Annotated in this window: 24 protein-coding genes and 1 tRNA gene; 12 read left to right on the top strand and 13 right to left on the bottom strand. The window is 69.4% G+C overall.

Features of this window, described 5'->3' with window-relative positions:
- Positions 1 to 86 precede the first annotated feature (86 nt).
- The 4 genes from AC1ROC_RS02525 (at position 87) to AC1ROC_RS02510 (ending at position 2,939) form a co-directional block, all read left to right on the top strand.
- Positions 87 to 590 carry an NfeD family protein gene (locus AC1ROC_RS02525; RefSeq protein ID WP_085370594.1) on the top strand — a complete coding sequence of 168 codons (504 nt, stop codon included), beginning with the start codon at positions 87 to 89 and terminating at the stop codon, positions 588 to 590.
- Positions 587 to 1,723, top strand: a complete 1,137-nt coding sequence (locus AC1ROC_RS02520) for an SPFH domain-containing protein (protein WP_492997877.1) — start codon at positions 587 to 589, stop codon at positions 1,721 to 1,723. Before AC1ROC_RS02525 ends, AC1ROC_RS02520 begins: the two co-directional genes overlap by 4 nt.
- Positions 1,720 to 2,469 (top strand): glycerophosphodiester phosphodiesterase family protein, encoded by a 750-nt coding sequence (locus tag AC1ROC_RS02515; protein ID WP_492997875.1) that lies wholly within the window; start codon positions 1,720 to 1,722, stop codon positions 2,467 to 2,469. The genes AC1ROC_RS02520 and AC1ROC_RS02515 overlap by 4 nt, the downstream gene beginning before the upstream one ends.
- A gap of 98 nt (positions 2,470 to 2,567) precedes the next feature.
- Positions 2,568 to 2,939 (top strand): RNA polymerase-binding protein RbpA, encoded by a 372-nt coding sequence (locus tag AC1ROC_RS02510; RefSeq protein WP_085370597.1) that lies wholly within the window; start codon positions 2,568 to 2,570, stop codon positions 2,937 to 2,939.
- A gap of 22 nt (positions 2,940 to 2,961) precedes the next feature.
- Here the strand turns inward: AC1ROC_RS02510 and lnt are convergent, their stop codons facing one another.
- From lnt to AC1ROC_RS02460, 10 genes are all read right to left on the bottom strand, one after another.
- The gene (lnt, locus tag AC1ROC_RS02505; RefSeq protein ID WP_492997872.1) at positions 2,962 to 4,491 is read right to left on the bottom strand and encodes an apolipoprotein N-acyltransferase; all 1,530 of its coding nucleotides are present in this window, start codon (positions 4,489 to 4,491) and stop codon (positions 2,962 to 2,964) included.
- Between the two features lie 46 nt (positions 4,492 to 4,537).
- Positions 4,538 to 6,967 carry a DEAD/DEAH box helicase gene (locus AC1ROC_RS02500; RefSeq protein ID WP_492997870.1) on the bottom strand — a complete coding sequence of 810 codons (2,430 nt, stop codon included), beginning with the start codon at positions 6,965 to 6,967 and terminating at the stop codon, positions 4,538 to 4,540.
- 10 nt (positions 6,968 to 6,977) lie between these two features.
- Complete coding sequence (tatC, locus tag AC1ROC_RS02495) at positions 6,978 to 7,730, bottom strand: twin-arginine translocase subunit TatC (RefSeq protein WP_085370600.1); 753 nt, start codon at positions 7,728 to 7,730, stop codon at positions 6,978 to 6,980.
- Between the two features lie 42 nt (positions 7,731 to 7,772).
- Complete coding sequence (tatA, locus tag AC1ROC_RS02490; RefSeq protein WP_168689466.1) at positions 7,773 to 8,003, bottom strand: Sec-independent protein translocase subunit TatA; 231 nt, start codon at positions 8,001 to 8,003, stop codon at positions 7,773 to 7,775.
- Positions 8,004 to 8,006: 3 nt separating this feature from the next.
- Positions 8,007 to 8,357: a hypothetical protein gene (locus AC1ROC_RS02485; protein WP_492997865.1), complete on the bottom strand. Its 351-nt coding sequence runs from the start codon at positions 8,355 to 8,357 to the stop codon at positions 8,007 to 8,009.
- Positions 8,358 to 8,386: 29 nt separating this feature from the next.
- Positions 8,387 to 9,361 (bottom strand): helix-turn-helix transcriptional regulator, encoded by a 975-nt coding sequence (locus AC1ROC_RS02480; RefSeq protein ID WP_492997863.1) that lies wholly within the window; start codon positions 9,359 to 9,361, stop codon positions 8,387 to 8,389.
- Entirely contained in the window at positions 9,354 to 10,382 is a 1,029-nt protein-coding gene (locus AC1ROC_RS02475) for a helix-turn-helix transcriptional regulator (protein ID WP_492997861.1), read from the bottom strand. The genes AC1ROC_RS02480 and AC1ROC_RS02475 overlap by 8 nt, the downstream gene beginning before the upstream one ends.
- Positions 10,383 to 10,399: 17 nt before the next feature.
- A complete protein-coding gene (locus tag AC1ROC_RS02470) occupies positions 10,400 to 11,305 on the bottom strand; it encodes an FKBP-type peptidyl-prolyl cis-trans isomerase (RefSeq protein WP_085370605.1) in 906 nt (301 codons plus the stop codon).
- Positions 11,306 to 11,368: 63 nt separating this feature from the next.
- Entirely contained in the window at positions 11,369 to 12,430 is a 1,062-nt protein-coding gene (locus tag AC1ROC_RS02465; RefSeq protein ID WP_492997859.1) for a tRNA (adenine-N1)-methyltransferase, read from the bottom strand.
- The gene (locus AC1ROC_RS02460) at positions 12,427 to 13,113 is read right to left on the bottom strand and encodes an HAD family hydrolase (protein WP_492997856.1); all 687 of its coding nucleotides are present in this window, start codon (positions 13,111 to 13,113) and stop codon (positions 12,427 to 12,429) included. The genes AC1ROC_RS02465 and AC1ROC_RS02460 overlap by 4 nt, the downstream gene beginning before the upstream one ends.
- A gap of 88 nt (positions 13,114 to 13,201) precedes the next feature.
- Between AC1ROC_RS02460 and AC1ROC_RS02455 the strand changes: the two genes are divergently transcribed.
- Positions 13,202 to 14,143 carry a proteasome assembly chaperone family protein gene (locus AC1ROC_RS02455; RefSeq protein ID WP_085370608.1) on the top strand — a complete coding sequence of 314 codons (942 nt, stop codon included), beginning with the start codon at positions 13,202 to 13,204 and terminating at the stop codon, positions 14,141 to 14,143.
- 31 nt (positions 14,144 to 14,174) lie between these two features.
- Here the strand turns inward: AC1ROC_RS02455 and AC1ROC_RS02450 are convergent, their stop codons facing one another.
- Positions 14,175 to 15,038, bottom strand: coding sequence for an undecaprenyl-diphosphate phosphatase (locus AC1ROC_RS02450; RefSeq protein WP_085370609.1), 864 nt, complete (start codon positions 15,036 to 15,038; stop codon positions 14,175 to 14,177).
- A gap of 36 nt (positions 15,039 to 15,074) precedes the next feature.
- Complete coding sequence (locus AC1ROC_RS02445) at positions 15,075 to 16,388, bottom strand: M20/M25/M40 family metallo-hydrolase (protein WP_492997854.1); 1,314 nt, start codon at positions 16,386 to 16,388, stop codon at positions 15,075 to 15,077.
- A gap of 145 nt (positions 16,389 to 16,533) precedes the next feature.
- Here AC1ROC_RS02445 and AC1ROC_RS02440 point away from each other — a divergent pair.
- The 4 genes from AC1ROC_RS02440 to AC1ROC_RS02425 all read left to right on the top strand — a co-directional run bounded on the left by AC1ROC_RS02440 (position 16,534) and on the right by AC1ROC_RS02425 (position 19,761).
- A tRNA-Leu gene (locus tag AC1ROC_RS02440) sits at positions 16,534 to 16,618 on the top strand.
- An 83-nt stretch (positions 16,619 to 16,701) separates the two neighbouring features.
- Positions 16,702 to 17,643 (top strand): cation diffusion facilitator family transporter, encoded by a 942-nt coding sequence (locus AC1ROC_RS02435; protein WP_492997852.1) that lies wholly within the window; start codon positions 16,702 to 16,704, stop codon positions 17,641 to 17,643.
- Positions 17,644 to 17,689: 46 nt separating this feature from the next.
- On the top strand, positions 17,690 to 18,646 hold the full coding sequence (locus AC1ROC_RS02430) for a helix-turn-helix transcriptional regulator (protein ID WP_085370612.1): 957 nt from the start codon (positions 17,690 to 17,692) through the stop codon (positions 18,644 to 18,646).
- A gap of 14 nt (positions 18,647 to 18,660) precedes the next feature.
- Entirely contained in the window at positions 18,661 to 19,761 is a 1,101-nt protein-coding gene (locus tag AC1ROC_RS02425; protein WP_085370613.1) for a VIT1/CCC1 transporter family protein, read from the top strand.
- Here the strand turns inward: AC1ROC_RS02425 and AC1ROC_RS02420 are convergent.
- Positions 19,758 to 20,270 carry a DUF1707 SHOCT-like domain-containing protein gene (locus AC1ROC_RS02420; protein ID WP_492997849.1) on the bottom strand — a complete coding sequence of 171 codons (513 nt, stop codon included), beginning with the start codon at positions 20,268 to 20,270 and terminating at the stop codon, positions 19,758 to 19,760. The two genes, AC1ROC_RS02425 and AC1ROC_RS02420, sit on opposite strands and share 4 nt — an antisense overlap.
- Positions 20,271 to 20,357: 87 nt before the next feature.
- Here AC1ROC_RS02420 and AC1ROC_RS02415 point away from each other — a divergent pair, with 87 nt between their 5' ends.
- The 3 genes from AC1ROC_RS02415 to AC1ROC_RS02405 all read left to right on the top strand — a co-directional run bounded on the left by AC1ROC_RS02415 (position 20,358) and on the right by AC1ROC_RS02405 (position 21,931).
- On the top strand, positions 20,358 to 20,648 hold the full coding sequence (locus tag AC1ROC_RS02415; protein WP_085370615.1) for a DUF6504 family protein: 291 nt from the start codon (positions 20,358 to 20,360) through the stop codon (positions 20,646 to 20,648).
- A gap of 47 nt (positions 20,649 to 20,695) precedes the next feature.
- Entirely contained in the window at positions 20,696 to 21,532 is an 837-nt protein-coding gene (locus AC1ROC_RS02410; protein ID WP_492997847.1) for a DUF3097 domain-containing protein, read from the top strand.
- A gap of 195 nt (positions 21,533 to 21,727) precedes the next feature.
- On the top strand, positions 21,728 to 21,931 hold the full coding sequence (locus tag AC1ROC_RS02405; RefSeq protein WP_055893908.1) for a cold-shock protein: 204 nt from the start codon (positions 21,728 to 21,730) through the stop codon (positions 21,929 to 21,931).
- Positions 21,932 to 22,247: the final 316 nt, after the last annotated feature.

Genomic DNA, 22,247 nt, shown 5'->3' with positions numbered 1-22,247 from the left:
TCTCGTCCCTGAGACTACCAAGTGGGTTCCGCGCCGCCGGTTCGGCACCTGCTACGGTCGTCAGTACGACAGTGAAGGGAGTCGCCGTGGACATCGCATCCTTCGCATGGATCGCCTGGCTGGTCCTCATCCTGGTCTTCATCATCATCGAGATGCTCACCCTGGACTTCGTCTTCCTGATGATCGCCGTCGGAAGCGTCGGCGGCCTCGTCTCCGGCCTGGTCGGAGCGCCCTGGTGGCTGCAGCTGATCATCGCTGCCGCGCTCTCGATCATCCTGATCTTCTTCATCCGGCCGCCCCTCCTGCACGCACTGAAACGCGGGGGCGACCCGACCAAGAGCAACGTCGCCGCACTGATCGGCATGTCCGGCACCGTCGTCGACACCGTCTCCCGCACCACCGGCCAGGTCAAGCTGGCGGTCGGCGAGACCTGGACGGCGCGCCTCGCGACCGGCCTCACCGCCCCGCCGGCGCAGCTGGTGCCCGGCGAGCACGTCGTCGTCGTCTCCATCGAGGGGGCGACCGCCGTGGTGGCGCCCGCCCCGATCGCCGCGGGAGCCGACGACTTCACAGAAAGGAGCGCGTCGTGACAGACGCCAGTCAACTGGTCGTGGGGATCGTGGTGACGGTCATCATCGTCATCATCGTGATCTTCGTCCTGGTCACCCTGTTCCGGGCGATCCGCATCATCCCGCAGGCGCGCGCCGGCGTGGTGGAGCGGCTCGGCAGGTACCACAAGACGCTGAGCCCGGGGCTCAACGTGGTGGTGCCGTTCGTGGACAAGGTGCGGCCGCTCATCGACATGCGCGAGCAGGTGGTCTCCTTCCCGCCGCAGCCGGTGATCACCGAGGACAACCTGGTCGTATCGATCGACACGGTCGTCTACTTCCAGGTGACGGATGCGCGTGCGGCGACGTACGAGATCGCGAACTACCTCGGCGCCGTCGAGCAGCTGACCACCACCACGCTGCGTAACGTCGTCGGTGGCCTCAACCTCGAAGAGGCCCTGACCAGCCGCGACAACATCAATGGCCAGCTGCGCATCGTCCTCGACGAAGCGACAGGCAAGTGGGGCATCCGAGTATCGCGCGTCGAGCTGAAGGCGATCGACCCGCCCATCTCCATCCAGGACTCGATGGAGAAGCAGATGCGCGCAGAACGTGACCGCCGCGCCGTCATCCTCACCGCCGAGGGCACCAAGCAGTCAGAGATCCTCAACGCCGAAGGTATGCGGCAGGCCGCCATCCTCAAGGCAGAGGGTGACGCGAAGGCTGCTGTGCTCCGGGCCGAGGGTGAGGCGAAGGCGATCACGACTGTGTTCGGCGCCATCCACGAGGGGAACCCGGACAACCTGCTGCTGGCCTACCAGTACCTGCAGACTCTGCCGAAGCTCGCCGAGGGCCCGGCGAACAAGCTGTGGATCATCCCGAGCGAGCTGACCCAGGCGCTGCAGGGGATCGGCAAGGCGTTCGGCGACAAGGGAGTTCCCGGGATGCCCGGGATGCCCGGCTCGTCGGGAGCTCCTGCGCCGGTGGACCGGGATGCCGTGAAGGCCGCGCAGGCCGACGCGGCAGCAGCTGCCGCCGACGCGCACGCCGAGGCGGAGGCAGCCACGCGAGCGGCCGCCGAGGCTGCGGCAGCGGCAGCTCCGGATGCGGGTGTCACCCCCGCAGCGCCCTCGGAGGGCGACGCGGCGCCCGGAGAGCAGACTCCGCCGGCGTGACGTTCCTGAGCGGTCCTCTCCCCCGGATCATCGCGCACAGGGGCCTCGCCGTCGGGGCCCCGGAGAACACCCTCCTCGCGTTCCTCCGCGCGCTGAACGCGGGGGCGACGCACCTGGAGACCGACGTGCACGCGAGCGCGGACGGGGTCGCGGTCATCAGCCACGACCCCGACCTCTCCCGCGTCGCGGGGCGCGCCGTGCGCGTCGGCCAGCTCACCATGCCGGAGCTGAGGCGCATCCAACTCGGCGATGGTCAGTCGTACTGCTCGCTCGCGGACGCCCTCGACGCGTTTCCCGACGCCCGCTTCAACATCGACATCAAAGACCTGGCCTCCGCCGCCCCGGCCGCCGCGGCCATCCTGAAGGCGCGCGCCACCGACCGCGTCCTCATCACCAGCTTCGACGAGAAGCGCAGGAGGGCGGCCGTGGATGCGCTGCCCGGCGTGGCGAGCTCCGCCTCCGTCTCGCGCGTCCTCCCCGCGATCGCCGCCGCCAAGGCCGGTTCGACCTCCGCCGTGCGCCGCGTGCTGCGCGGTCTCGTCGCCGTGCAGGTCCCCGAGCGGCAGGGCCCGCTGCGGCTCGTCTCGCGGCGCACCGTGCGCATCCTGCACGACGCCGGCGTGGAGGTCCACGTCTGGACGGTGAACGATCCGGCCGACATGACACGCCTGCTGGACCTCGGCGTCGACGGCCTCGTCACCGACCGCTGCGACACACTGAAAGCGCTGGTCGACGCACGAATCTGACCTGAGAGGGCCCTGAGAGTACGGGTCCGACGGAAAGAGAACCCCCAGCTTGTGGGTTTATAACTGTGAAGCACGCGCGCACAGAGGAGAACCACACAATGGCAGATCGCAGTTTGCGCGGAATGAGGCTTGGCGCCCAGAGCTTACAGAGCGAAGAAGGCGTCGTGTACTCCCCGCGTTCCCGTTACATTTACCTATGCCCCGAATGCGGCAAGGAGACCGACATGGTCTTCTCCGCCGAGGCTGATGCACCCCAGACCTGGGAGTGCAAGCACTGCGGCCACGAGGCCACCCTGCTGGTCGGCGACACCCCCGTCGAGGTCGACCGCTCGGACGTGAAGGTGCCGCGCAGCCACTGGGACATGCTGCTCGAGCGCCGCACCCGCGCCGAACTCGAGGAACTCCTCGAGGAGAGACTCACCTACCTGCGCTCCCGGCGCGGCACGGGCGAGCACAAGATCGGCGCCTGACCCCGCCACACCGAGGCCGTTCTCACCCCACCGGTGAGGACGGCCTTTTCCGTGCACCCCAGGCGATGAGGAGACCGAAGAGGCCGAGGCCGGCGACGAGGAACTCGATGCCGCGGCTGAGCAGGGTGGCCGGCGTTGTGGTCGTGCCGAGCGGGACGTCGGCGATCATGTGGCCGGGCCTGAACGGCGGGATCTCCGCGATGGTCCGGCCGCTCGGCCCGATGATCTGGCTGCTGCCGACGGTGGAGATGTTCACCAGCGACCGGCCCGCCTCGATCGCGCGCAGGCGGGCGATGGCGAGCTGCTGCTCGTTCTCGTCGGTCTGCCCGAAGTCGGCGTTGTTCGTCTGGGCCAGGATGACCTGCGCGCCGCCCTGCATCATGTCGGTGAGCAGCTGGTCGTCCACGATGTCGAAGCAGATCGAGATCCCGGCGCGCACGCCGTTCACGTCGAAGACGTTGTCCCTGGTGCCCGGGGTGTAGTCGCGGCCGATCAGGTCGATCAGGCTGGGCGCGAACGGCCGCCAGAACGCCCGGTCCGGCACGTACTCGCCGAACGGCACGGGATGCTTCTTGTCGTAGTAGTCGACGGCGCCCTTGCCGTCCTTCCAGAGCAGCGAGGTGTTGAAGTACTTGCCGTCGCGGTAGGTGATCGTGCCGACGATGAACGGCGCGCCCATCTTGCGGCTCAGCGCATCCAGGATCGCCGCGGACTGCGGGTCGCGGGTGGGGTCCGGCTGGGCGGCGCCCTCCGGCCAGACGACCATGTCGGCCTTCTCGTCCTCGATCTTCTCCGTCTCGGCGATCTGCGAGTTGAGCACGGCATCCGGTGGCGCGTTGTCGAAGTACCCCGCCGGGCCGTTGCCCTGCACGGCGGCGATCCTGGTCGTGCCGCTGGTCGTCGCGGGCCACGCGGGCACCACCAGCACGACGGCGACGGCGCCGATGGCGATGGATGCGCGCCACGCGCCCCGCAGGTCCGCCACGAAACAGACCTCCAGCAGCAGCGCCACCAGCCACACCATCACGAAGCTGAGCCCGGAGATGCCGAGCCACGCCACGAGCGGCGCGAACGGGCTCTCGGCCTGGGACTCGGCGACGCGGCCCCAGGAGAACCCGCCGTACGGCCAGTTGCCGGACACGTACTCGCGCAGCGTCCAGAGGCCGCCGACGATCACCGGCAGCAGCCCGAGGCGTCCCAGCCTGGTCGGCCAGGCGCGCGGCACCCAGCGGTACGCGAGCGCGATGAGCATCCCGCCGAGGCCGTAGAAGATCGCCTCCAGCGTCGACAGCGCCACCCACGGAAGCGGTCCGAGGTACAGCGCCGTCCAGGCCACGTGGAACAGGAAGAACGACTCCCCCGCCACCCAGGCCACCAGGAACGCGCTGCCTGCTCTGCGTCCCCGCACGGCGAGCAGCACCATCGCGATGCCGACGAAGGTGAGCGGCCACCAGCTGCGATCGGGGAACCCCGCATCCAGCACGGGGCCGGCCCCCACGGCCAGGACCAGCGCGAGCCAGAGGGGCAGCACGGCGCGGGGGGTCTGGGTCACGAGTGGAGAGCTTAGAGGACGTGGTTCGGCGTTCGCCGCAGAAATGCTAGGCGACGGATGAGTAAGCAACGATGCCGCGCCTGATCGATTCGAGAGCCTGCCGTGCCGTGCGTCCCACCGGGCCCTGCGCGACGAGTGAGAGCTGGTCGAGCAGGTCGATGGTCTGCTTCGTCCAGCGCACGAAGTCGCCGGCGGCCATGTCCGCCTCGGAGAGCACCGTGTTCAGGCTGGTGCCCTTCGCCCACGCGTGCATCGCCATCGCCAGGCTGGTCGACGGCGGCTCACTGCCCGGCAGCCTGTTCTCGCGTTCGAGGTCGTCGAGCCTGCTCCAGATGTCGATGGTCTTGTCGAGGGCTGGCCGGAATGCTCCGCGCGGGAGGGTGCGCTCGTGCGCGAGACCTTCGTCGCGTCGCGGCTCGAAGACAAGGGCGCAGGCCATCGCTGCGAGGCTCGGCGCATCCAGCTGGTTCCAGATGTTCCTGCGCAGGCACTCGGCCACGAGCAGGTCGCGTTCGCCGTAGATGCGCTTGAGAGTGCGGCCGTGCACGGTGAGCGTCGTGACGTCGTCCTCACGGTTCAGGTAGCCGAGTTCGAGCAGCACGTCGGAGACGCGGTCGAACACCTTGGCGACCGCTCCGGTGCGCGACCGGATCTGCGAGCTCAGGGCGTCCGTCTCGCGCTTCAGCTTCCACCAGCGCTCCGCCCACCTGGCGTGGTTCTCCCTGTCCGGGCAGCGGTGGCACGGGTGCTCCTTCATCCGCTTGCGCAGCGCGGTCAGCCGACGCTGGCGCTTGTCGCGGTCGGCCCGGGAGGCGTGCTCCATCGAGGAGCCCTTGCGCTCCAGGTCGCTCAACTCGCGCCGGATGCCCGAATACTCGCGGAAGTCGCCCAGGTGGCAGGTCATCGCCTTCTCGTACCCGGCGAGCGACTCCTCCTGCTGGCGCACCTTGCGCGCCAGGTCGACCACCGCACGGTCGGCCTGGAACTGCGCGAACGACGACTCCAGGATCTCCCTGGTGCGCTCGCGCCCGAACTGGTCGATCAGGTTGACCGCCATGTTGTACGTGGGGCGGAAGCTCGAATTCAGCGGGTAGCTGCGGCGGGACGCGAGCGAGGCGACAGCCTGCGGATCGAGGCCGTCCTGCCACTGGATGACCGAGTGGCCCTCCACGTCGATGCCCCGGCGACCGGCGCGCCCGGTGAGCTGGGTGTACTCCCCCGGCGTGATCGGGACGCGCGCCTCCCCGTTGAACTTCTCCAGCTTCTCGAGCACCACGGTGCGCGCCGGCATGTTGATGCCGAGCGCGAGCGTCTCCGTCGCGAAGACGACCTTGACCAGCTTGCGGCGGAACAGCTCCTCCACGACCTCTTTGAAGGCGGGCAGCAGACCTGCGTGGTGGGCGGCGACACCGCGCTCGAGTCCTTCGAGCCACTCCCAGTACCCGAGCACGGCGAGGTCTTCGTCGAGCAGGGTCCTGCAGCGTTCCTCGACGATCGCGCGGATCTCGTCGCGCTCGTGCTGCTGGGTCAGCTTCACGCCGGAGCGGAGCGTCTGGCGCACGGCCTGGTCGCAGCCGTTGCGGCTGAAGATGAAGAAGATGGCGGGGAGCAGGTTGTGCTCGCCGAGCAGCTTGACCAGGTCGGCCCTGTCCATCCGGTACGTGTCCGGACGGCCGCCCCTGGAGTGGTAGCGCCCGACGTCCCGCATCTGCCTGCTGCTCAGCACCCGGCCGCCGTAGCGCGCCATCTGCACGAGCTCCGGGTTCACCCGGTTGGTCGCCGCGAGGCCGGACGAGTCGAACAGGTCGATCAGCTTCGACCGCATCAGGATGTGCTGCTCCAGCGGGACGGGACGCTCCTCCGACACGATCACGTCCGTGTCGCCGCGCACCGCCTGCAGCCAGTCGCCGAACTCCTCGGCGTTGGACACCGTCGCGCTCAGCGAGACCATCCTGACCGACTGCGGGAGGTGGATGATGACCTCCTCCCACACCGCGCCGCGGAACCGGTCAGCGAGGTAGTGCACCTCATCCATCACCACGTAGGCGAGGTCGGCCAGCAGGTCGGAGTCGGCGTAGAGCATGTTGCGCAGCACTTCGGTCGTCATCACGACGATGCGCGCGCGGGAGTTGACGTTGGTGTCGCCGGTCAGGAGGCCGACGGACTCCGGCCCGTACTCCTCCACCAGCTCCTGGAACTTCTGGTTGCTCAGCGCCTTCATCGGCGCCGTGTAGAAGACCTTCGCGTTCGGTTCGCGCATCGCGAGGAACACGGCGAACTCGGCGACGATCGTCTTGCCGGCTCCCGTCGGAGCGGCGACCAGCACGCTCTTGCCCTCTTCGAGGCTCGCGCAGGCCTCGCGCTGGAACGGGTCGAGGTCGAAGCGGAGCCCCGCGCGGAAGGCCTCGACGAGAGGCTGGCGGGTGCGCGTGCGCGACGCCGCGTAGCGTTCGGCTGGAGACAGCTGATCGGTCACACGACCAAGCCTATGCCGCCAGTTCGGCCTCCAGGCGCATGGCGGCCTTCGCGGCACGCCGATCGTGCAGCCAGGCGACCCCGTATGCGGCGAGATAGAGCACGACCATCGGCACCGCGAGGAGGAACATCGACAGCACATCGGCCGCCGGAGTGGCGATGGCGGTGAACAGCACGATCAGGATGATCGCCCAGCGCCACGACTTGATGATCGAGGATGCGCTCAGCACCCCGACGAAGTTCAGCAGCACCAGGAACACCGGGAGCACGAACGCGACGCCGACCGCCAGCGACAGTTTCAGGATGAAGTCGAAGTACGTCTTCGCCGAGATGATCGCCGAGTCGTCCGACGGCGCGAAGCTGGTCAGCAGTGACACGATGTGCGGCACCAGCAGCCAGCCGACGTATGCGCCGATCAGGAACAGCGGGACGGCGGTGAAGAAGAAGCCGAGGCCGTACTTCAGCTCCTTGCGGCTGAGCGCCGGGACGAAGAAGGACCAGATCTGGTAGAGCCAGACCGGGCTGGAGATGATGACGCCGATGGTGATGGCGATCTGCATCTTGAGGTCGAACGCCCCGGTGATGCTGTCGTAGTTGAGCGTGGCGACGCGGCCCTGCTGTGTGGCGATCTCGGTGATGGGGACGCGCATCGCGTCGAGGAGGTACCCGGACAGGAACCAGCCGGCGACAGCGCCGACGAGCAGCGCGATGGCAGAGCGGTAGAGGCGTTTGCGAAGCTCGACGAAGTGCTCGGCGAGCGTCATCCGTCCTTCGCGGTTCTTGCCTCGCTTAGTGGAGGCCACCGATTACGGTTTCGTGTGCGTCTCGGGCGAGGCGGTGGTGCTGCCGTCGGCCGGAGTGGTCGACGAGGCGTCCGGCTTGTCGCCGTCTTTCTTCATCTCGTTGACCTCACCTTTGAAGATGCGCATCGACTGGCCGATGCTCTTGGCGAGGGCGGGGAGCTTCGGCGCACCGAAGAGCAGCAGGATCACTGCGAGGATGATGAGCAGGTGCCATCCGGTAAGGCCGCCGAGCATGAGTTAGTCCTTCGTGATCAAGTAGGAATACCGAGCTGCGTCGGCATTGACGAGAAGTTTACCGCGTTTGACCCGTGCATCCCTGCGAAGTTGCCTCGCAACCGCGCGATCGGCGCTGGCTTGCACACGCTCCGCGCGCAGTGCGCCGGCGTCCGCGAAGACGGCGGGGTGGAACGCCGCCTCGGTGAGGTCTTCCGCACGCCGGGACAGGACATCGGCCTTCTCGATGAGCACAGACGCCTCCCTTCCGGCCGCGACGACCTTGCGGAACAGGTGGACGGCGAAGAAGGCGAGCATCCCGAGCAGGCCGAGCACGAGCACGACCCAGATCAGGACCCACGACCACCACGGCATGCCATCAGCATAGCGACAGGCCGCCGCCACTACTGGTAGCGGTCGGCGCCAGCCCGCGCCCAGCCGGCGACGACCGCGCGGGCCTCCGGCGGGTCGAGCACGGTGAGCACGCCGGACAGCCCGGCGACCAGCCGCTTCAGACCGTGGAAGTGCGCGACGCGCACGCTGGTGCGCACGAGCCCGGCCTGCTCCTGTCGTGGTGCGCCCTCCGGGATGTAGTCCTCGATGAACGGGATGGCCGAGGCGGACACCTCGATGGTGACCAGCAGGTCGTCCTCCGTGCCCTCGAACAGGGTCTCCGGGAGGGTGACGTCGCCCGGCCGGTACGTGATCGGCTGGTCGGTGGCCCGCAGGTCGTCGATGCGGTCGAGCCGGAAGGTGCGGATCGCGGTGCGGAGGTGATCCCAGCCGCGCAGATACCAGTCCTGGTCGATGGACTCGATGCGCAGCGGGTCCACCCTGCGACGCTCCCGCTCACCGCGGGAATTCCGGTAGTCGAAGTCGAGCTGCGTGCCGCCGGCCACCGCATCCCGGATCACGGCGAGCGTCGCGTCGGTCTCCGAGCCGGCGACGGCCACCTGGCTGGGCGCGGCAGACGCGCCGCGGGCGAGCTTGGCCATCAGGGAGCCGATCACGTCGCGGTCGGCGTTCTCCGGCAGGGCCGAAAGGTACTGCAGCCCGGCGATCAGCGCGGCGGCCTCCCGCGCGGAGAACCGCGGGGAGTCGTCGATGGCCACCTGGTGGGTGAGGACGATCTGGTCGTTGTCCTCGAAGTCGTCCCAGGCGATGTCGAACAGGTCGCCCGGCTGGTACTGGTTGGTCTCCCCCGGCACGCCCGAGACGGCGATCAGCCGGACGGCGTCGCGCAGCTGCGCTTTCTCCACGCCGAAGTGCTCCGCCGCCTCCGCGACACTCACCCTGTCCCTGTCCATCAGGTACGGCACGAGAGCGAGCAGGAAGGCCAGCTTGTCCTGCGCCTGCATGGGCTTGCGGCGCTCAGCCACGGTCGTTCCTCTCGTGGGCGGCCGCCGTGGCGACGAGACGGGCGCGCACGGCGTCGCGCAGCGCATCCGGTGCGAGCACCAGCACCTCCGGGCCGAAGCTCGCGAGCTGGTCGGCCAGGATGTTGATGTCGGAGTAGTTGACGGTGAGCACGAACGATTCGCCGTCGCCCTTCGTCGGGACGGCGTCGCCGTAGCGCTTGCCGAGTCGCGTGGCCGCGTCCGTTCCCGCCGTCACCTCGATGGTCGCGACGTTGGCCTGCCAGATGCTCTCCAGGTCGGCCAGGGCCTTCGCGGCGAAGTCGGAGCCCTCCGGCTCGAAGGTGCGGGCCGTGACCTTGACCGGGCCGACCATCCGCGAGAGCAGGAAGGTGCGCGAGCCGTGCGCATCCTGGTCGATGCCCTGCAGGTGCCACCGGCCCTGGTGCTGCACCAGGGCGAGCGGCGCGACCGTCCTGGTCCTGGATGCGCTCTCCCCCGGCTTGAGATAGGGGAACTGCACGATGGCGTTGCGTTCGAGTGCCTGGCTCAGCGGGTCGAAGGCGCTGTCCCTCGCCCGCAGCCGCGGCGCGTATCCGACGATCGGGTCGTTGGCCTCCACGCCGAGCGAGCGCAGCTTCATCAGCGCCCTGCGGGACTCGCCGGACAGCGAGCCCTCCTTCCAGACCGTGGCGGCCAGGCCGAGCAGCGTGATCTCCTGCGGGGAGAACGTCACGTCGGCCGGGAGATCGTATGCCCCCTTGGGAATGCGATAGCGCAGCAGCTGATTGTTGCCAGAGTCTCCCGGGGACTCCACGGTCTCGAGCGGGACGCCGAGCTCGCGGATGTCGTCTTTGTCGCGCTCGAACTGACGTTCCAGGCTGCTGTTGTCACCGTGGGTGACGAAGCGCTGGCGGTAGCCCTGCACGGTCGAGAGGATCTCGTTCTTGGTCAGACCCGTCTCGGTCGCGAGCAGCGCGAGCACGAGGCTGAACAGCCGCTCTTCGACCGGCACACGGGAGGGCGAAGACGAGGACGGAGGCACCCGTCCATCCTAATCGGCTAGCGCACTCCGAGGATGTCGACGACCCACGCTGCTGCCGGGATGCTGGAGTCCTTGGGTGTCTCGACGACCACCTGCGAGCCCACCTTCTGGCCGACGAGCTCCTTGAGCATCGCCTGCGGGAGGGCCTGGTTGGCGCTGGACTGACCGGACGCCATCGCCACGAGGTCGGGCGCGCCGTTCTGCCAGGTGCTGAACACGACGTTCTTGGCATCCCAGCCGACGGCCGTGTAGTGCAGGACGACGGTGCTGTCCTTCTTCACGGTCGCGCCGTCGCCGGCCTTCAGCGTCTCGCTGCGGACGGCCGTGGGGGCCGAGCCGGACGGGATGGTGATGCCGGGCTGGCCGGTGGGTGCGAGGACCACGGTCGGGAAGCCGGAGACCGACGGGCGCACGGCGCCGTCCGCCTTGGGCAGGAATGCGCCGACCAGGTCGATCACGGCGACGACCGAGCTGGTCGCGCCGTCGGAGCCGCTGTCTTTCGGGGCGATCGCGATGGCGATGCGCGAGCCGACGGTGGCGCACTGCAGCCCGTCGTTGATGCCGGGGATGTTCGTGGCGCCCACCGGGATGAGGGTCGGCTCGGACTTCGAGTACGAGCTCGCGCTGCCGGTCGCACCGGTCTCGCCGTCGAGCAGCGTGTACTGGATCTCGACCATCTGGCCCTTGCGGACCTGCTCGCCGCTGCCGTCGATGAGCGTGGTGCTCTGCGAGGTCTTCGTGTCGATCGGCGTCGGGAAGCTCACCTTCGGCTTCGAGCCGAGCTTTCCGGTCGCGGTGATGAGGTTGGATGCCGTACCCGGCTTGAGCGCGGTGTCGCAATTCGCGTTCGGGTCTGACGAGCATCCCGTCAGCGTGACGGCCAGCAGTCCTGCTGCTACGACGAGTGCGGTAGCTCTGCGCACGAGTCCTCTTTCGGTGCGATCGGTGGGGTTCCGGACGACACGATGGTCGCCCGGCTCCCCATGCTAGTTGATGGTGGAGTCGTCCTCGTGCGCGGCGTCTCCCGCCGCTTCCGCGGAACGGGCCTTCGCCAGCTCGGCGCTCGCGGCCGCCGCCCTGACCCGCTTGCGCAGGCTCTTCGGGCTCGACTGTCGCTCTCCGAGCGCTCCGGGCGTCCAGGCCTCGACGTCGTCGTCGCTGTAGTCGCTCTTCGACGGGCGGCGCTTCAGCTCGGGCAGGACGGAGCCAGGAGCGAGACGGCGCGCCGTGATGAGGAAGCCGGTGTGGCCGATCATCCGGTGGTCGGGGCGCACGGCGAGCCCTTCGACGTGCCAGCCGCGCACCATCGTCTCGCTCGACTGCGGATGCGTGTAGTCGCCGGAGGCCCGGATCGCCTCGGCGACGCGGGACAGCTGGGTGACCGTCGCGATGTAGCAGAGCAGCACGCCGCCCGGCTTGAGCGCGGCGGTGACCTCGTCGAGGCACTCCCACGGGGCGAGCATGTCGAGGACGACGCGGTCGACGCTCTGGTCGGTCACCGCATCCGGGAGCGCGTCCTGGAGGTCGCCGACGGTGACGGTCCAGTTCTCCGGGTCGTGGCCGAGGAAGGTGGCCGCGTTGGCGCGCGCCACGTCGGCGAACTCGTCCCTGCGCTCGAACGACCGCAGCGTGCCGGTGGGTCCGATGGCGCGCAGCAGCCAGAGCGAGAGGGCTCCGGAGCCGACGCCGGCCTCGACGACGTTCGCACCGGGGAAGATGTCGGCGAGCGACAGGATCTGGGCGGCGTCCTTCGGGTAGATGATCGCGGCGCCGCGCGGCATCGACATCACGAAGTCGCTGAGCAGCGGGCGGAGCGCCAGGTGCTCGACGCCGACGTTGTTGGTCACGACCGAACCGTCGGGCAGGCCGATGATGGTGTCGTGCTCCAGGATGCCGCGGTGGGTGTGGAAGACCTTGCCCGGCTCCAGCGTGATGGTGTTGAGCTTGCCCTTCGGCCCCGTCAGCTGCACGCGGTCGCCCGCGCGGAACGGGCCGCTGTTCTGCGGCTGCGGCGCGTATGCGGGCTGCGTGGTCGGCTGGTCGCTCACAGGAGCGCTCCCTTCGCTGCGGCGACGGCCGCGATGTCGTCGGCGGTCTTGCCGTCGAGGGTGTCCCAGATGGTGTGCTGATCGCCCTCCGGGATGGCGACCATGTGCGGCACCCCGATGGTGGCCGCACCGGATGCGACGGCGGAGGTGAGCCCGACCAGCGAGTCCTCGATGGCCACCGCATCCACCGGGTCGACCCCCAGCAGCTCAGCGGCGCGCAGGTACGGCTCCGGATGCGGCTTCGGCTCGGTGACCTCGTCACCGCTGACGATCACGTCGAACGCCTCGAACGGGATGTGCGCGACGATCTGCTCCGCCATCCTGCGCACGGACATGGTGACGAGGGCGGTCGGGATGCCGCGCTCACGCAGGTCGGCGAGGAGTTCCCGCGCGCCGGGACGCCACGGAACGCCGTCGCTGTCGAGCTTCTCCTGCACCCGGTTGGTGAGCCACTGCACGATCTCGTCCGCCGGCATGTCGACGCCGTGCGCGCGCAGGATCTCGGCGGAGTTCCAGAGGCCGAGGCCCACCATCTGCAGGCCGTCCTCGTGCGTCCATACACCGCCGAACGAGGAGACGAGCTCCACTTCGGAGGCCATCCAGTACGGTTCGGTGTCGACGAGGGTGCCGTCCATGTCCCAGAAAACGGCGGCCGGCGGGCTCGGAGGAGTCAGTGAGGTCACGGGCCACAAGCCTACCGGTGACCGGCGGGCCTATCCTGGATGGATGGCGTCCGCACGGTCGCTTGGAGAGGACAGAGGTACATCCACTGTGACTGACGGAAACGACTTCCTCGGCGGCCGCATCCTGGTCGTCGCCTTCGAGGGCTGGAACGACGCCGGAGAGGCAGCGAGCGGCGCCGTCAAGACGCTGAAGGACGTGCTCGACGTCGTGCCCATCTCCGAGGTCGATCCAGAGCTCTACTTCGACTTCCAGTTCAACCGGCCCGTCGTGACCGACGACGACGGGCACCGCCACCTCGTCTGGCCCTCGGCCGTGATGTACGGTCCTGCGCATCCCGGAGCCGCCGCCCACGACCTGGCGGGCGACCTCGCCGCCGACGCTGTGCGGGTGAGCGGCGACAACGTCGGCAACATCTACCTTCTGCTGGGCACGGAGCCGTCGCGCAGCTGGAAGAGTTTCACCGCCGAGATCCTGGATGCGGCCCTCGCGTCGGACATCGGCGTGATCGTCTTCCTCGGCGCGATGCTGGCCGACGTGCCGCACACCCGTCCGATCTCGATCTTCGCGTCGAGCGAGAACGCCGCCGTGCGCGCCGAGCTGTCGATTGAGCGCTCCACCTACGAGGGCCCTGTCGGCATCCTGAGCGCCATCGCGGAGGGCGCGGAGGCCGTCGGCATCCCGACGGTGACGATCTGGGCGTCGGTCCCGCACTACGTGCACAACGCGCCGAGTCCCAAGGCGATGCTGGCGCTCATCGACAAGCTCGAAGAGCTGGTGGACGTGACCATCCCGCGCGGCACGCTGGTCGACGAGGCTGCGGCGTGGGAGGCGGGCATCGACGCGCTCGCGGCCGACGACGATGAGATGGCCGCGTACATCGAGCAGCTGGAGCAGGCGCGCGACACGGTCGACTCCCCCGAGGCGAGCGGCGAGGCGATCGCGCAGGAGTTCGAGCGCTACCTCCGCCGCCGCGGAGACGGCCGCGACGGCCAGGCCGGCGGACGCCCAGACGAGCCCTGGCGCTCCTGACCCCGCGCCCGGGGTGCCGGAGCAGCGCGGGTCAGGCGGTCAGCACTCCGGTGGAGAGCAGGACGATGAGGAGCGCGCCGAGCGCGATCCGGTAGATCACGAACGGCAGGAAGCTGCGTCGTGAGATGTAGCCCATGAAGAACGCGATCACCACGAGGCCGACCACGAACGCCACGATGGTCGCCGCGGCGGTCTCCGCGGGGCCGAACACCTCGACGGTGCAAGTGTGCGCCGCGGCCAGCGCCTCCGTGCACGGCTCCTTGATGGCCTTGTAGAGCTGGTAGAAACCGCTGCCGAACACCGCGGGGATCGCCAGCAGGAACGAGTACCGCGCCGCCGCCCTCCGCTGGTAGCCCATGAACAGCCCGGCCGTGATCGTGCCGCCGGAGCGGGAGACGCCCGGGATGAGCGCGAGCGCCTGGGCGAGGCCGAAGATGATGCCGTGACCCCAGGTGAGCTCCTTGAGCCGCCTGGTCTTGCTGCCGACGTAGTCCGCGATCCCGAGCAGGATGCCGAACACGATCAGGGTGACGGCCACGATCCAGAGCGAGCGGAACGTGGTCTCGATCGCGTCCTGGAAGAACAGGCCGAGCACGACGATCGGCACGCTGCCGAGGATCACCAGCCAGCCCATCCGTGCATCCGGGTCGTTGCGCGGAACCTTGCCGAACAGCGAACGGAACCACTGCCCGATGATCCGGACGATGTCCTTCCAGAAGTACAGCAGCACCGCCGCCTCTGTGCCCAGCTGGATGATCGCGGTGAACCGGGCGCCGGGGTCGCCGCCCGTGCCGAGCAGTTCACCGACGATCCGGATGTGCGCGCTCGACGAGATCGGGAGGAACTCGGTGAGCCCCTGGACGAGACCCAGGATGAGGGCGTTGATGAATTCCATGCGGTGCTTTCGGTGCTGACGTGAGGCGGGGAACGGTCAGTAGCTGCGGAGGAGGTCGCGCAGCACGGACCTGCCAAACACTAGCGCGTCGAGGGGGACGCGCTCGTCGACGCCGTGGAACATCCCGGGGAAGTCGAGCTCCTTCGGCAGCTGCAGCGGTGCGAAGCCGTATCCGGTGATCCCGAGCTTGCTCAGCGCCTTGTTGTCCGTTCCGCCGGAGAGCAGGTACGGCAGCACGGGCGCGCCGGGGTCGTGCTCGCCGATGGTGGAGACGATCGCGTCGATCAGCGGTCCGCCGAACGCGGCCTCCAGGCCGACGTCGCGGTGCATGATCCTGATCTCGATGTCGTCGCCGACGATCTCCTGCACCTGCGCGAGCACGGCGTCCTCCTCGCCGGGCAGCGTGCGGATGTCGATGAGCGCCTCCGCCGTGTCCGGGATGACGTTGTGCTTGTATCCGGCGTCGAGGAGCGTCGGGTTCGTGGTGGTGCGGAGGGTCGCCAGGATGAACCCGGCGGCGGTGCCCGTGCGCAGCACGACCTCGTCCGGCCCGACCTGCTCCGGGTCGATGTCCAGGATGCGCGAGACCTCGGCCAGCAGCTGCGTGGTGGTGTCGGTGAGCTGGATGGGCCACTCGCGGCGGCCGATGGCGACCACGGCCTCCGCGAGCCTGGTGATCGCGTTGTCCCGCACCAGGCAGGAGCCGTGGGATGCGCGGCCGCGGGCGATCAGCTTGATCCAGACGAGCGACTTCTCCCCCGTCTGCATCAGGTATGCGCGCTGGCCGTCGAGGTCGATCGAGTATCCGCCGACCTCGCTGATGGCCTCGGTCGCTCCGGCGAAGAGCTCGGGGTGGTTGTCGACGAGGAAGTGCGAGCCGCGTCGCCCTCCGTCCTCCTCGTCGGCGAAGAAGGCCACGACGAGGTCGCGCTCCGGCTGCTCCCCCGCTGCCAGCAGGTCGCCGACGGCGGTGAGGATCATCGCATCCATGTTCTTCATGTCGACGGCGCCGCGACCCCAGAGCAGGCCGTCCTTGATGACGCCGCCGAACGGGTCGACCGACCAGTTGCGCGGGTCGGCAGGCACGACGTCGAGGTGTCCGTGCACGACGAGCGCCGGCTTCGCTGCGTTGCGGCCGGGTACGCGTGCGACGACGCTGGTGCGGCCGGGGTCGGAGTCGAACAGCTGCGGCTCCAGGCCCATCCCGCGGAGGCGGGCCTCCACGTACTCCGCGGCATCCGTCTCGCCGTTCGACTTCCCCTCACCGTAGTTGGTGGTGTCGAAGCGGATCAGATCGCGCGCGATGATCGCCGTCTCGTCCAGCTGCTCGTCGCTCAGGGCATCCGTCATACGCCCAACGCTACCGGCGCTTCCTGCCGTCGCCAACGCGGAGCGCGACGCCACGCCCGGGATGCTCGGCCAGGTCGAGCATGTGCTCGCAGACGTGCTAATGTCTTTCTTCGGCGGCCGGTTCGGTCGCTGGAATGAAACACCTGTCCGGGTGGCGGAAATGGCAGACGCGCTAGCTTGAGGTGCTAGTGCCCGTATAGGGCGTGGGGGTTCAAGTCCCCCCTCGGACACACAGGGAAACCCCGGTCGAAAGACCGGGGTTTTCGTCATTTCACGGGGCAGAGAGGCCGCCGTGCGGATTACTGTTGCCGCTATGCCGGACTCCCCCTCCTCATCGAGCCTCCTCACGGTCGTCATCGCGTTCGGCGCGAACGTCGTGGTCGCCGTCGCGAAGACCATCGCGGCGGTGCTCACCGGATCGGCCTCGATGGTCGCCGAGGCCGCGCACTCCTGGGCAGATGCGGGCAATGAGGTGTTCCTGTTGCAGGCGGAGCGCTCGGCGTCCCGGCCGCGCGACGCGGCGCATCCGGGCGGGTACGGGCGCGAGGCGTATGTGTGGTCGCTGTTCGCGGCGGTCGGACTGTTCACGGCGGGCGCCGTGGTGTCGATCACGCACGGCGTCTCGGAGCTGGGCGCGACCGACCGCGGCGCGGACTACGCCGTGGCGTATGTCGTGCTGGCTGTCTCGTTCGTGTTCGAGGGGTTCTCGTTCGTGCAGTCGTACCGGCAGGCGCGCCGGGGCGCGGACGAGCGAAGCATCGGGACGCTCTCGCACGTGTTCCGCACGTCGAACCCGACGCTGCGCGCGGTGTTCTTCGAGGACGCCGCCGCGCTGATCGGTCTGCTGATCGCCTTCCTCGGCCTGCTGCTGCACGAGCTGACCGGGAACGCGGTGTACGACGCGATGGGCTCCATCCTGGTCGGCGTGCTGCTCGCCGTCGTCGCGCTCGTGCTGATCGACAGGAACCGGCGCTTCCTGCTCGGCGAGCAGGGCTCCGACCAGGCGACGCAGGCCGTGCTCGCCGCCCTGCTCGCGCATCCCGAGGTGGAGACGGTGACGTACCTGCACCTGGAGTACGTGGGGCCGGAGCGCATCTACGTGGTCGCCGCCGTCGATCTGGTCGGGAACGACCGCGAGTCCGACGTCGCCGCCGACCTCGTCGCCATCGGCGGAGCGCTGGAGGCGGACCCGCACGTCGCAGAGGCGCTCCTCACCCTGTCCCGGCCGGGGGCGACGCCGCTCGTCCCGCACTGAGCGATTGCGGACACCGTTCGTCCGCAATCGGCGGGATGATGGCAGGGTGAACACCACGGGATCGCGCACCCTCCAACTGCTCTCCCTGCTGCAGACCCACCGCTACTGGCCGGGCCCGGAGCTCGCGGCACGCCTGGAGGTGTCTCCGCGGACGCTGCGCCGCGACATCGACCGGCTGCGCGACCTCGGGTACCCGGTGGATGCGAGCCGCGGCGTCGACGGCGGATACCAGCTGGCGGCCGGCGCATCCCTCCCTCCGCTCGTCGTCGACGACGAGGAGGCCGTCGCGCTCGCCGTCGGCCTGCGGACGGCAGCGCAGTCCGGCATCGCCGGGATCGAGGACGCCTCTGTTCGTGCCCTCGCCAAGGTGGTGCAGGTGATGCCGTCCCGGCTGCGCAGCCGGGTGGATGCGCTCCGTTCCGCGACCGTCGCCGGCGCCATGCGGCAGGGGCCGAGCGTGGACGCGGGGGTACTCACGGTGGTGGCGCAGGCCTGCAGGGACGAGGAGCGCATCCACTTCGTGTACGTCAGCCGCGACGGGGAGCGCAGCGACCGGCACGTCGAGCCGCACCGGCTGGTATCTGTGGAGCGGCGCTGGTATCTGGTGGCGTACGACCTCGGCAGGTTCGACTGGCGCAGCTTCCGCCTCGACAGGCTCGCCGAGCCGCGGACGACCGGGCAACGGTTCCGGCCGCGTGCCCTGCCGGCCGACGACGCGGCCAGCTATGTCTCCGCATCCCTCGGCGCCGCGACGGAGACGCTCGCGGTCGACGCGATCGTGCACGCGCCCGTCGCGCACGTCGAGAGCGCGATCGGCCGGTGGGCGACGGCCGAGGCCGTGGATGCCGAGACCACCCGCGTGCACCTGTCTGCGGACAGTGCGGAGTGGGCACTCTTCGGGCTGGCCGCCGCGGATGCGCCGTTCCAGGTTCTCTCGCCGCCCGAGGTGGTCGAGCTGGCGAGGGTGTGGGGCGAACGGTTCAGCGGCGCATCCATCGCCTAGACTTTCCAACCGTTATGACGACCGCAGCCGAGCGCAACCCGAGTCCAGCGGACATCCGCCGCTGGCGCCGCTACCTCGCCGACGAACGGGCGGAGGCCGCGGTCTACCGCGACCTCGCCGGACGCCGCACCGGCGAGGAGCGCGAGATCCTGCTCGCGCTCGCCGAGGCGGAGGGCAGGCACGAGCAGCACTGGCTCACCCTGCTCGGCGACGACGTCGGCCGACCGCTGCGCGGCGACATCCGCACGCGGCTCCTCGGCCTCCTCGCCCGACGGTTCGGCTCGGTCTTCGTGCTCGCGCTCGCGCAGCGCGCCGAGGCCCGCTCCCCCTACAGCGACGACGTGGATGCGACGCCGCAGATGGCCGCGGACGAGCAGATCCACGAAGAGGTCGTCCGCGCGCTCGCCGCCCGCGGACGGCAGCGGCTCTCCGGCACCTTCCGCGCCGCCGTGTTCGGCGCGAACGACGGGCTCGTCAGCAACCTCGCGCTCGTGCTCGGCATCAGCGCGAGCGGCGTCGCGACCCACGTGGTGCTGCTCACCGGCATCTCCGGCCTCCTCGCCGGCGCGCTGTCGATGGGCGCAGGCGAATACGTCTCCGTCCGGTCGCAGCGAGAACTGCTCGAAGCGTCCAGCCCCAACCCGGAGACGCGATCTGCCCTCCCCGACCTCGACGTCGACGCCAACGAGCTCACGCTCGTCTACCGTGCGCGCGGGATGGCGCCGGACGAGGCGAAGGCGCACGCCGCCGAGGTGCTCGCCGGCCTGAATGCGCGAGCCGTGGAGACGGCCCCGGTGCAGGCGGTGACGGGCGAGGTGATCGACGAGCACGAGTCGGTCGGCACGGGCTGGAACGCTGCGCTCTCGAGCTTCTGCTTCTTCGCATCCGGAGCGCTCATCCCGATCCTGCCGTACCTCTTCGGGCTGCAGGGCACGACGGCGGTGCTCGTGGCCGCGCTGCTGGTCGGGATCGTGCTGCTCGGGACGGGCGCCATCGTCGGGCTGCTGTCCGGGGCGTCGCCGCTCAAGCGCGCGCTGCGCCAGCTGGCGATCGGGTACGGGGCCGCCGCGGCGACGTACCTGCTCGGACTGCTGTTCGGCGCGACGGTCGGCTAGCGGCGGTCGCGGCCTCTGCCGCCGTCCCCGCCGTAGACGATCGCTCCGGCGATGGGGACCAGCAGGAACCAGAGCCAGCTGTACGCGTATCCCCACACCGAGCTCGTCACGAAGAACAGGATGAGCGCCACGAACGGCGCGATGGACACGATCGCGAGACCCCAGCGGCGGTCCCCGGTGCGTCCGGAGCGCTGCTCGTACGGGTCAGAGGGCTGCTGCGCGGCGTAGTCGGGTGCCTGATAGGCGGCGCCTGCCCCGGTGCCTGCAGCGGCACCGGCGCCTGCCGCGGCGCCCGTGCCGTCGAGGTCGACGCGCCCCGGGAGGTCGGCGAACAGCGGGGCGAGGTCGCCGCGCGTCACGGCGGAGCGGGCGGACTGCACGCGGGTCTGCACCTCGGCGTCGGTCAGGCGCCCCTGCGCCGCGTGGGCCTGCAGGGCGGCGACGGCGCGCTCCCGCTCGTCGTTGCTCAGTCGCAGGGCCGCGCCGGAAGGATCGGTCAGGTCGGTCATGCACACAGTATGGCGCAGGTGCATTCGTCGGTCGATGGCTTTACACTCGTTAATCGAACAAACGTTCGAACGAGCGAGGTGAGAGGCATGACCGACATCGGAGAGTCCGTCGCGGTGTGGACGACGGACGACGGCATCCCGACCAGGCTGGTGTGGCGGGCGACCAGATATCGCGTGACAGACACGCCGACGGTGTGGGCGGAGGTCTGCGCCTGGTGGAGGCCGTTCGGCGAGCACCGCTACGGCGTCGGCAGCCTGCCGAGGGAGATCGGCGGCTGGCGCTTCCAGGCCACGGACGACACGGGATGCGCGCACGTATTCGACGTGCGGCACGACAACACCAGCCGCAGCTGGCACCTGGTGAGGATCTTCGACTGATGGCGTGGCTCCCCCTCCACCTCCCCCGCACCCTCTAGTCTCTCCGGGTGAACGACGACCGCTACGGAGCCGATGTGCTGGCGACCGGCTGGAAGAACGCGGGCCGTGTGGCCGTGCCCGAGGTCGAGGCAGTGCGCGACCTCGTCATCGAGGATGCCGCGAGCGGCTTCTGCGGCGCCGTCACCCGCATCGAAGGGCAGACCGTCGAGCTGGAGGACTACTTCGGCAAGAAGCGCGTCTTCCCGTTCAGCGGATCGTTCCTGATCGACGGGTCGCCCGTCACGCTGGTGCACGCCGCGAAGGGCGGAGGGGCACGGGCGAGGACCGCATCCGGATCGTTCGCCGTCGCCGACCAGAAGGCCAGGGTCGCCCGCGCCAGCCGCATCTTCGTCGAAGGCCGGCACGACGCCGAGCTGGTGGAGAAGGTCTGGGGAGACGATCTGCGCGTGGAGGGTGTCGTCGTCGAATACCTGGAAGGCGTCGACGACCTGGATGCGATCGTGCGCGAGTTCGCGCCGGACCGGTCCCGCCGCATCGGCGTGCTCGTCGACCACCTCGTACCCGGCTCCAAGGAGAGCAGGATCGCCGACGCGGTGAAGCGCGGGCCGTACGGAGAGCACGTCCTGGTGGTCGGGCACCCGTACATCGACATCTGGCAGGCCGTGAAACCGGCGCGCGTCGGGCTGGACGCCTGGCCGAGCATCCCGCGCTCGATCGAGTGGAAGAAAGGGATCTGTGCCGCCCTCGGACTCCCCCACGAGACCCAGGCGGACACCGCCCGCGCCTGGAAACGCATCCTGGGCAGCGTCCGGAACTTCACCGATCTCGAGCCGGAACTGCTCGGCAGGGTGGAGCACCTGATCGACTTCGTCACCGAACCGTGACGAACCGCGACGGTCGGATTCTGCGTCACTGGTGTGTTTTTCGCGGTTGGCGGCTAGGCTAAGGCCAGTCGTGTGTTTTGCATGTGTTGGATAGGTGCGTCCCAAACCCGGAGCGTTGCCAGCTTTACAGGAGCAGGAGAACACGCGACGAGGCCCCGACAGTCGGGGTCGAGGAATATCGCTCCTGGAGGAGATATGGCTACTGGTACGGTCAAATGGTTCAACGCTGAAAAGGGCTTCGGCTTCATCGCTCCCGACGACGGCGGCGCTGATGTGTTCGCCCACTACTCGGCGATCGCTTCGAGCGGCTACCGCTCGCTCGAGGAGAACCAGAAGGTCGAGTTCGAGGTGACGCAGGGCCCCAAGGGCCTGCAGGCGGAGAACATCCGCCCGCTCTGACCTGAGCTTCGAACGGGGTCGCGCTTCGGCGCGGCCCCGTTTTCGTTTGCCTGCCGCCGCCCGCTTTCCAGCCCCGTCTCCGCTTGTACGGAGTTTCCGCCGCATCCCGGCCCCAGCTCCGCTTGAGCGGATGGATGCGCGGCGTGTCGCCACGCGCATCCGGTGTTGCGCGCGCCGCGGCTCTGCATCCGTTGCGCAGGAGATTTCCCTCGACACGCCGTCCGGCACTCCGCTGGAGCGGAGAAACGACGTGAAAGCGGCCGGTTCTCCGCCGGAGCGGAGTGCGCGGCGCGGGATGTGACGTGCCCGGCGCCGC

This window comes from Leifsonia sp. GW821-FHT13C05, assembly GCF_058806515.1.
The sequence above is the reverse complement of the archived record's forward strand: the minus strand, read 5'-3'. Positions and strand labels throughout refer to the sequence as shown.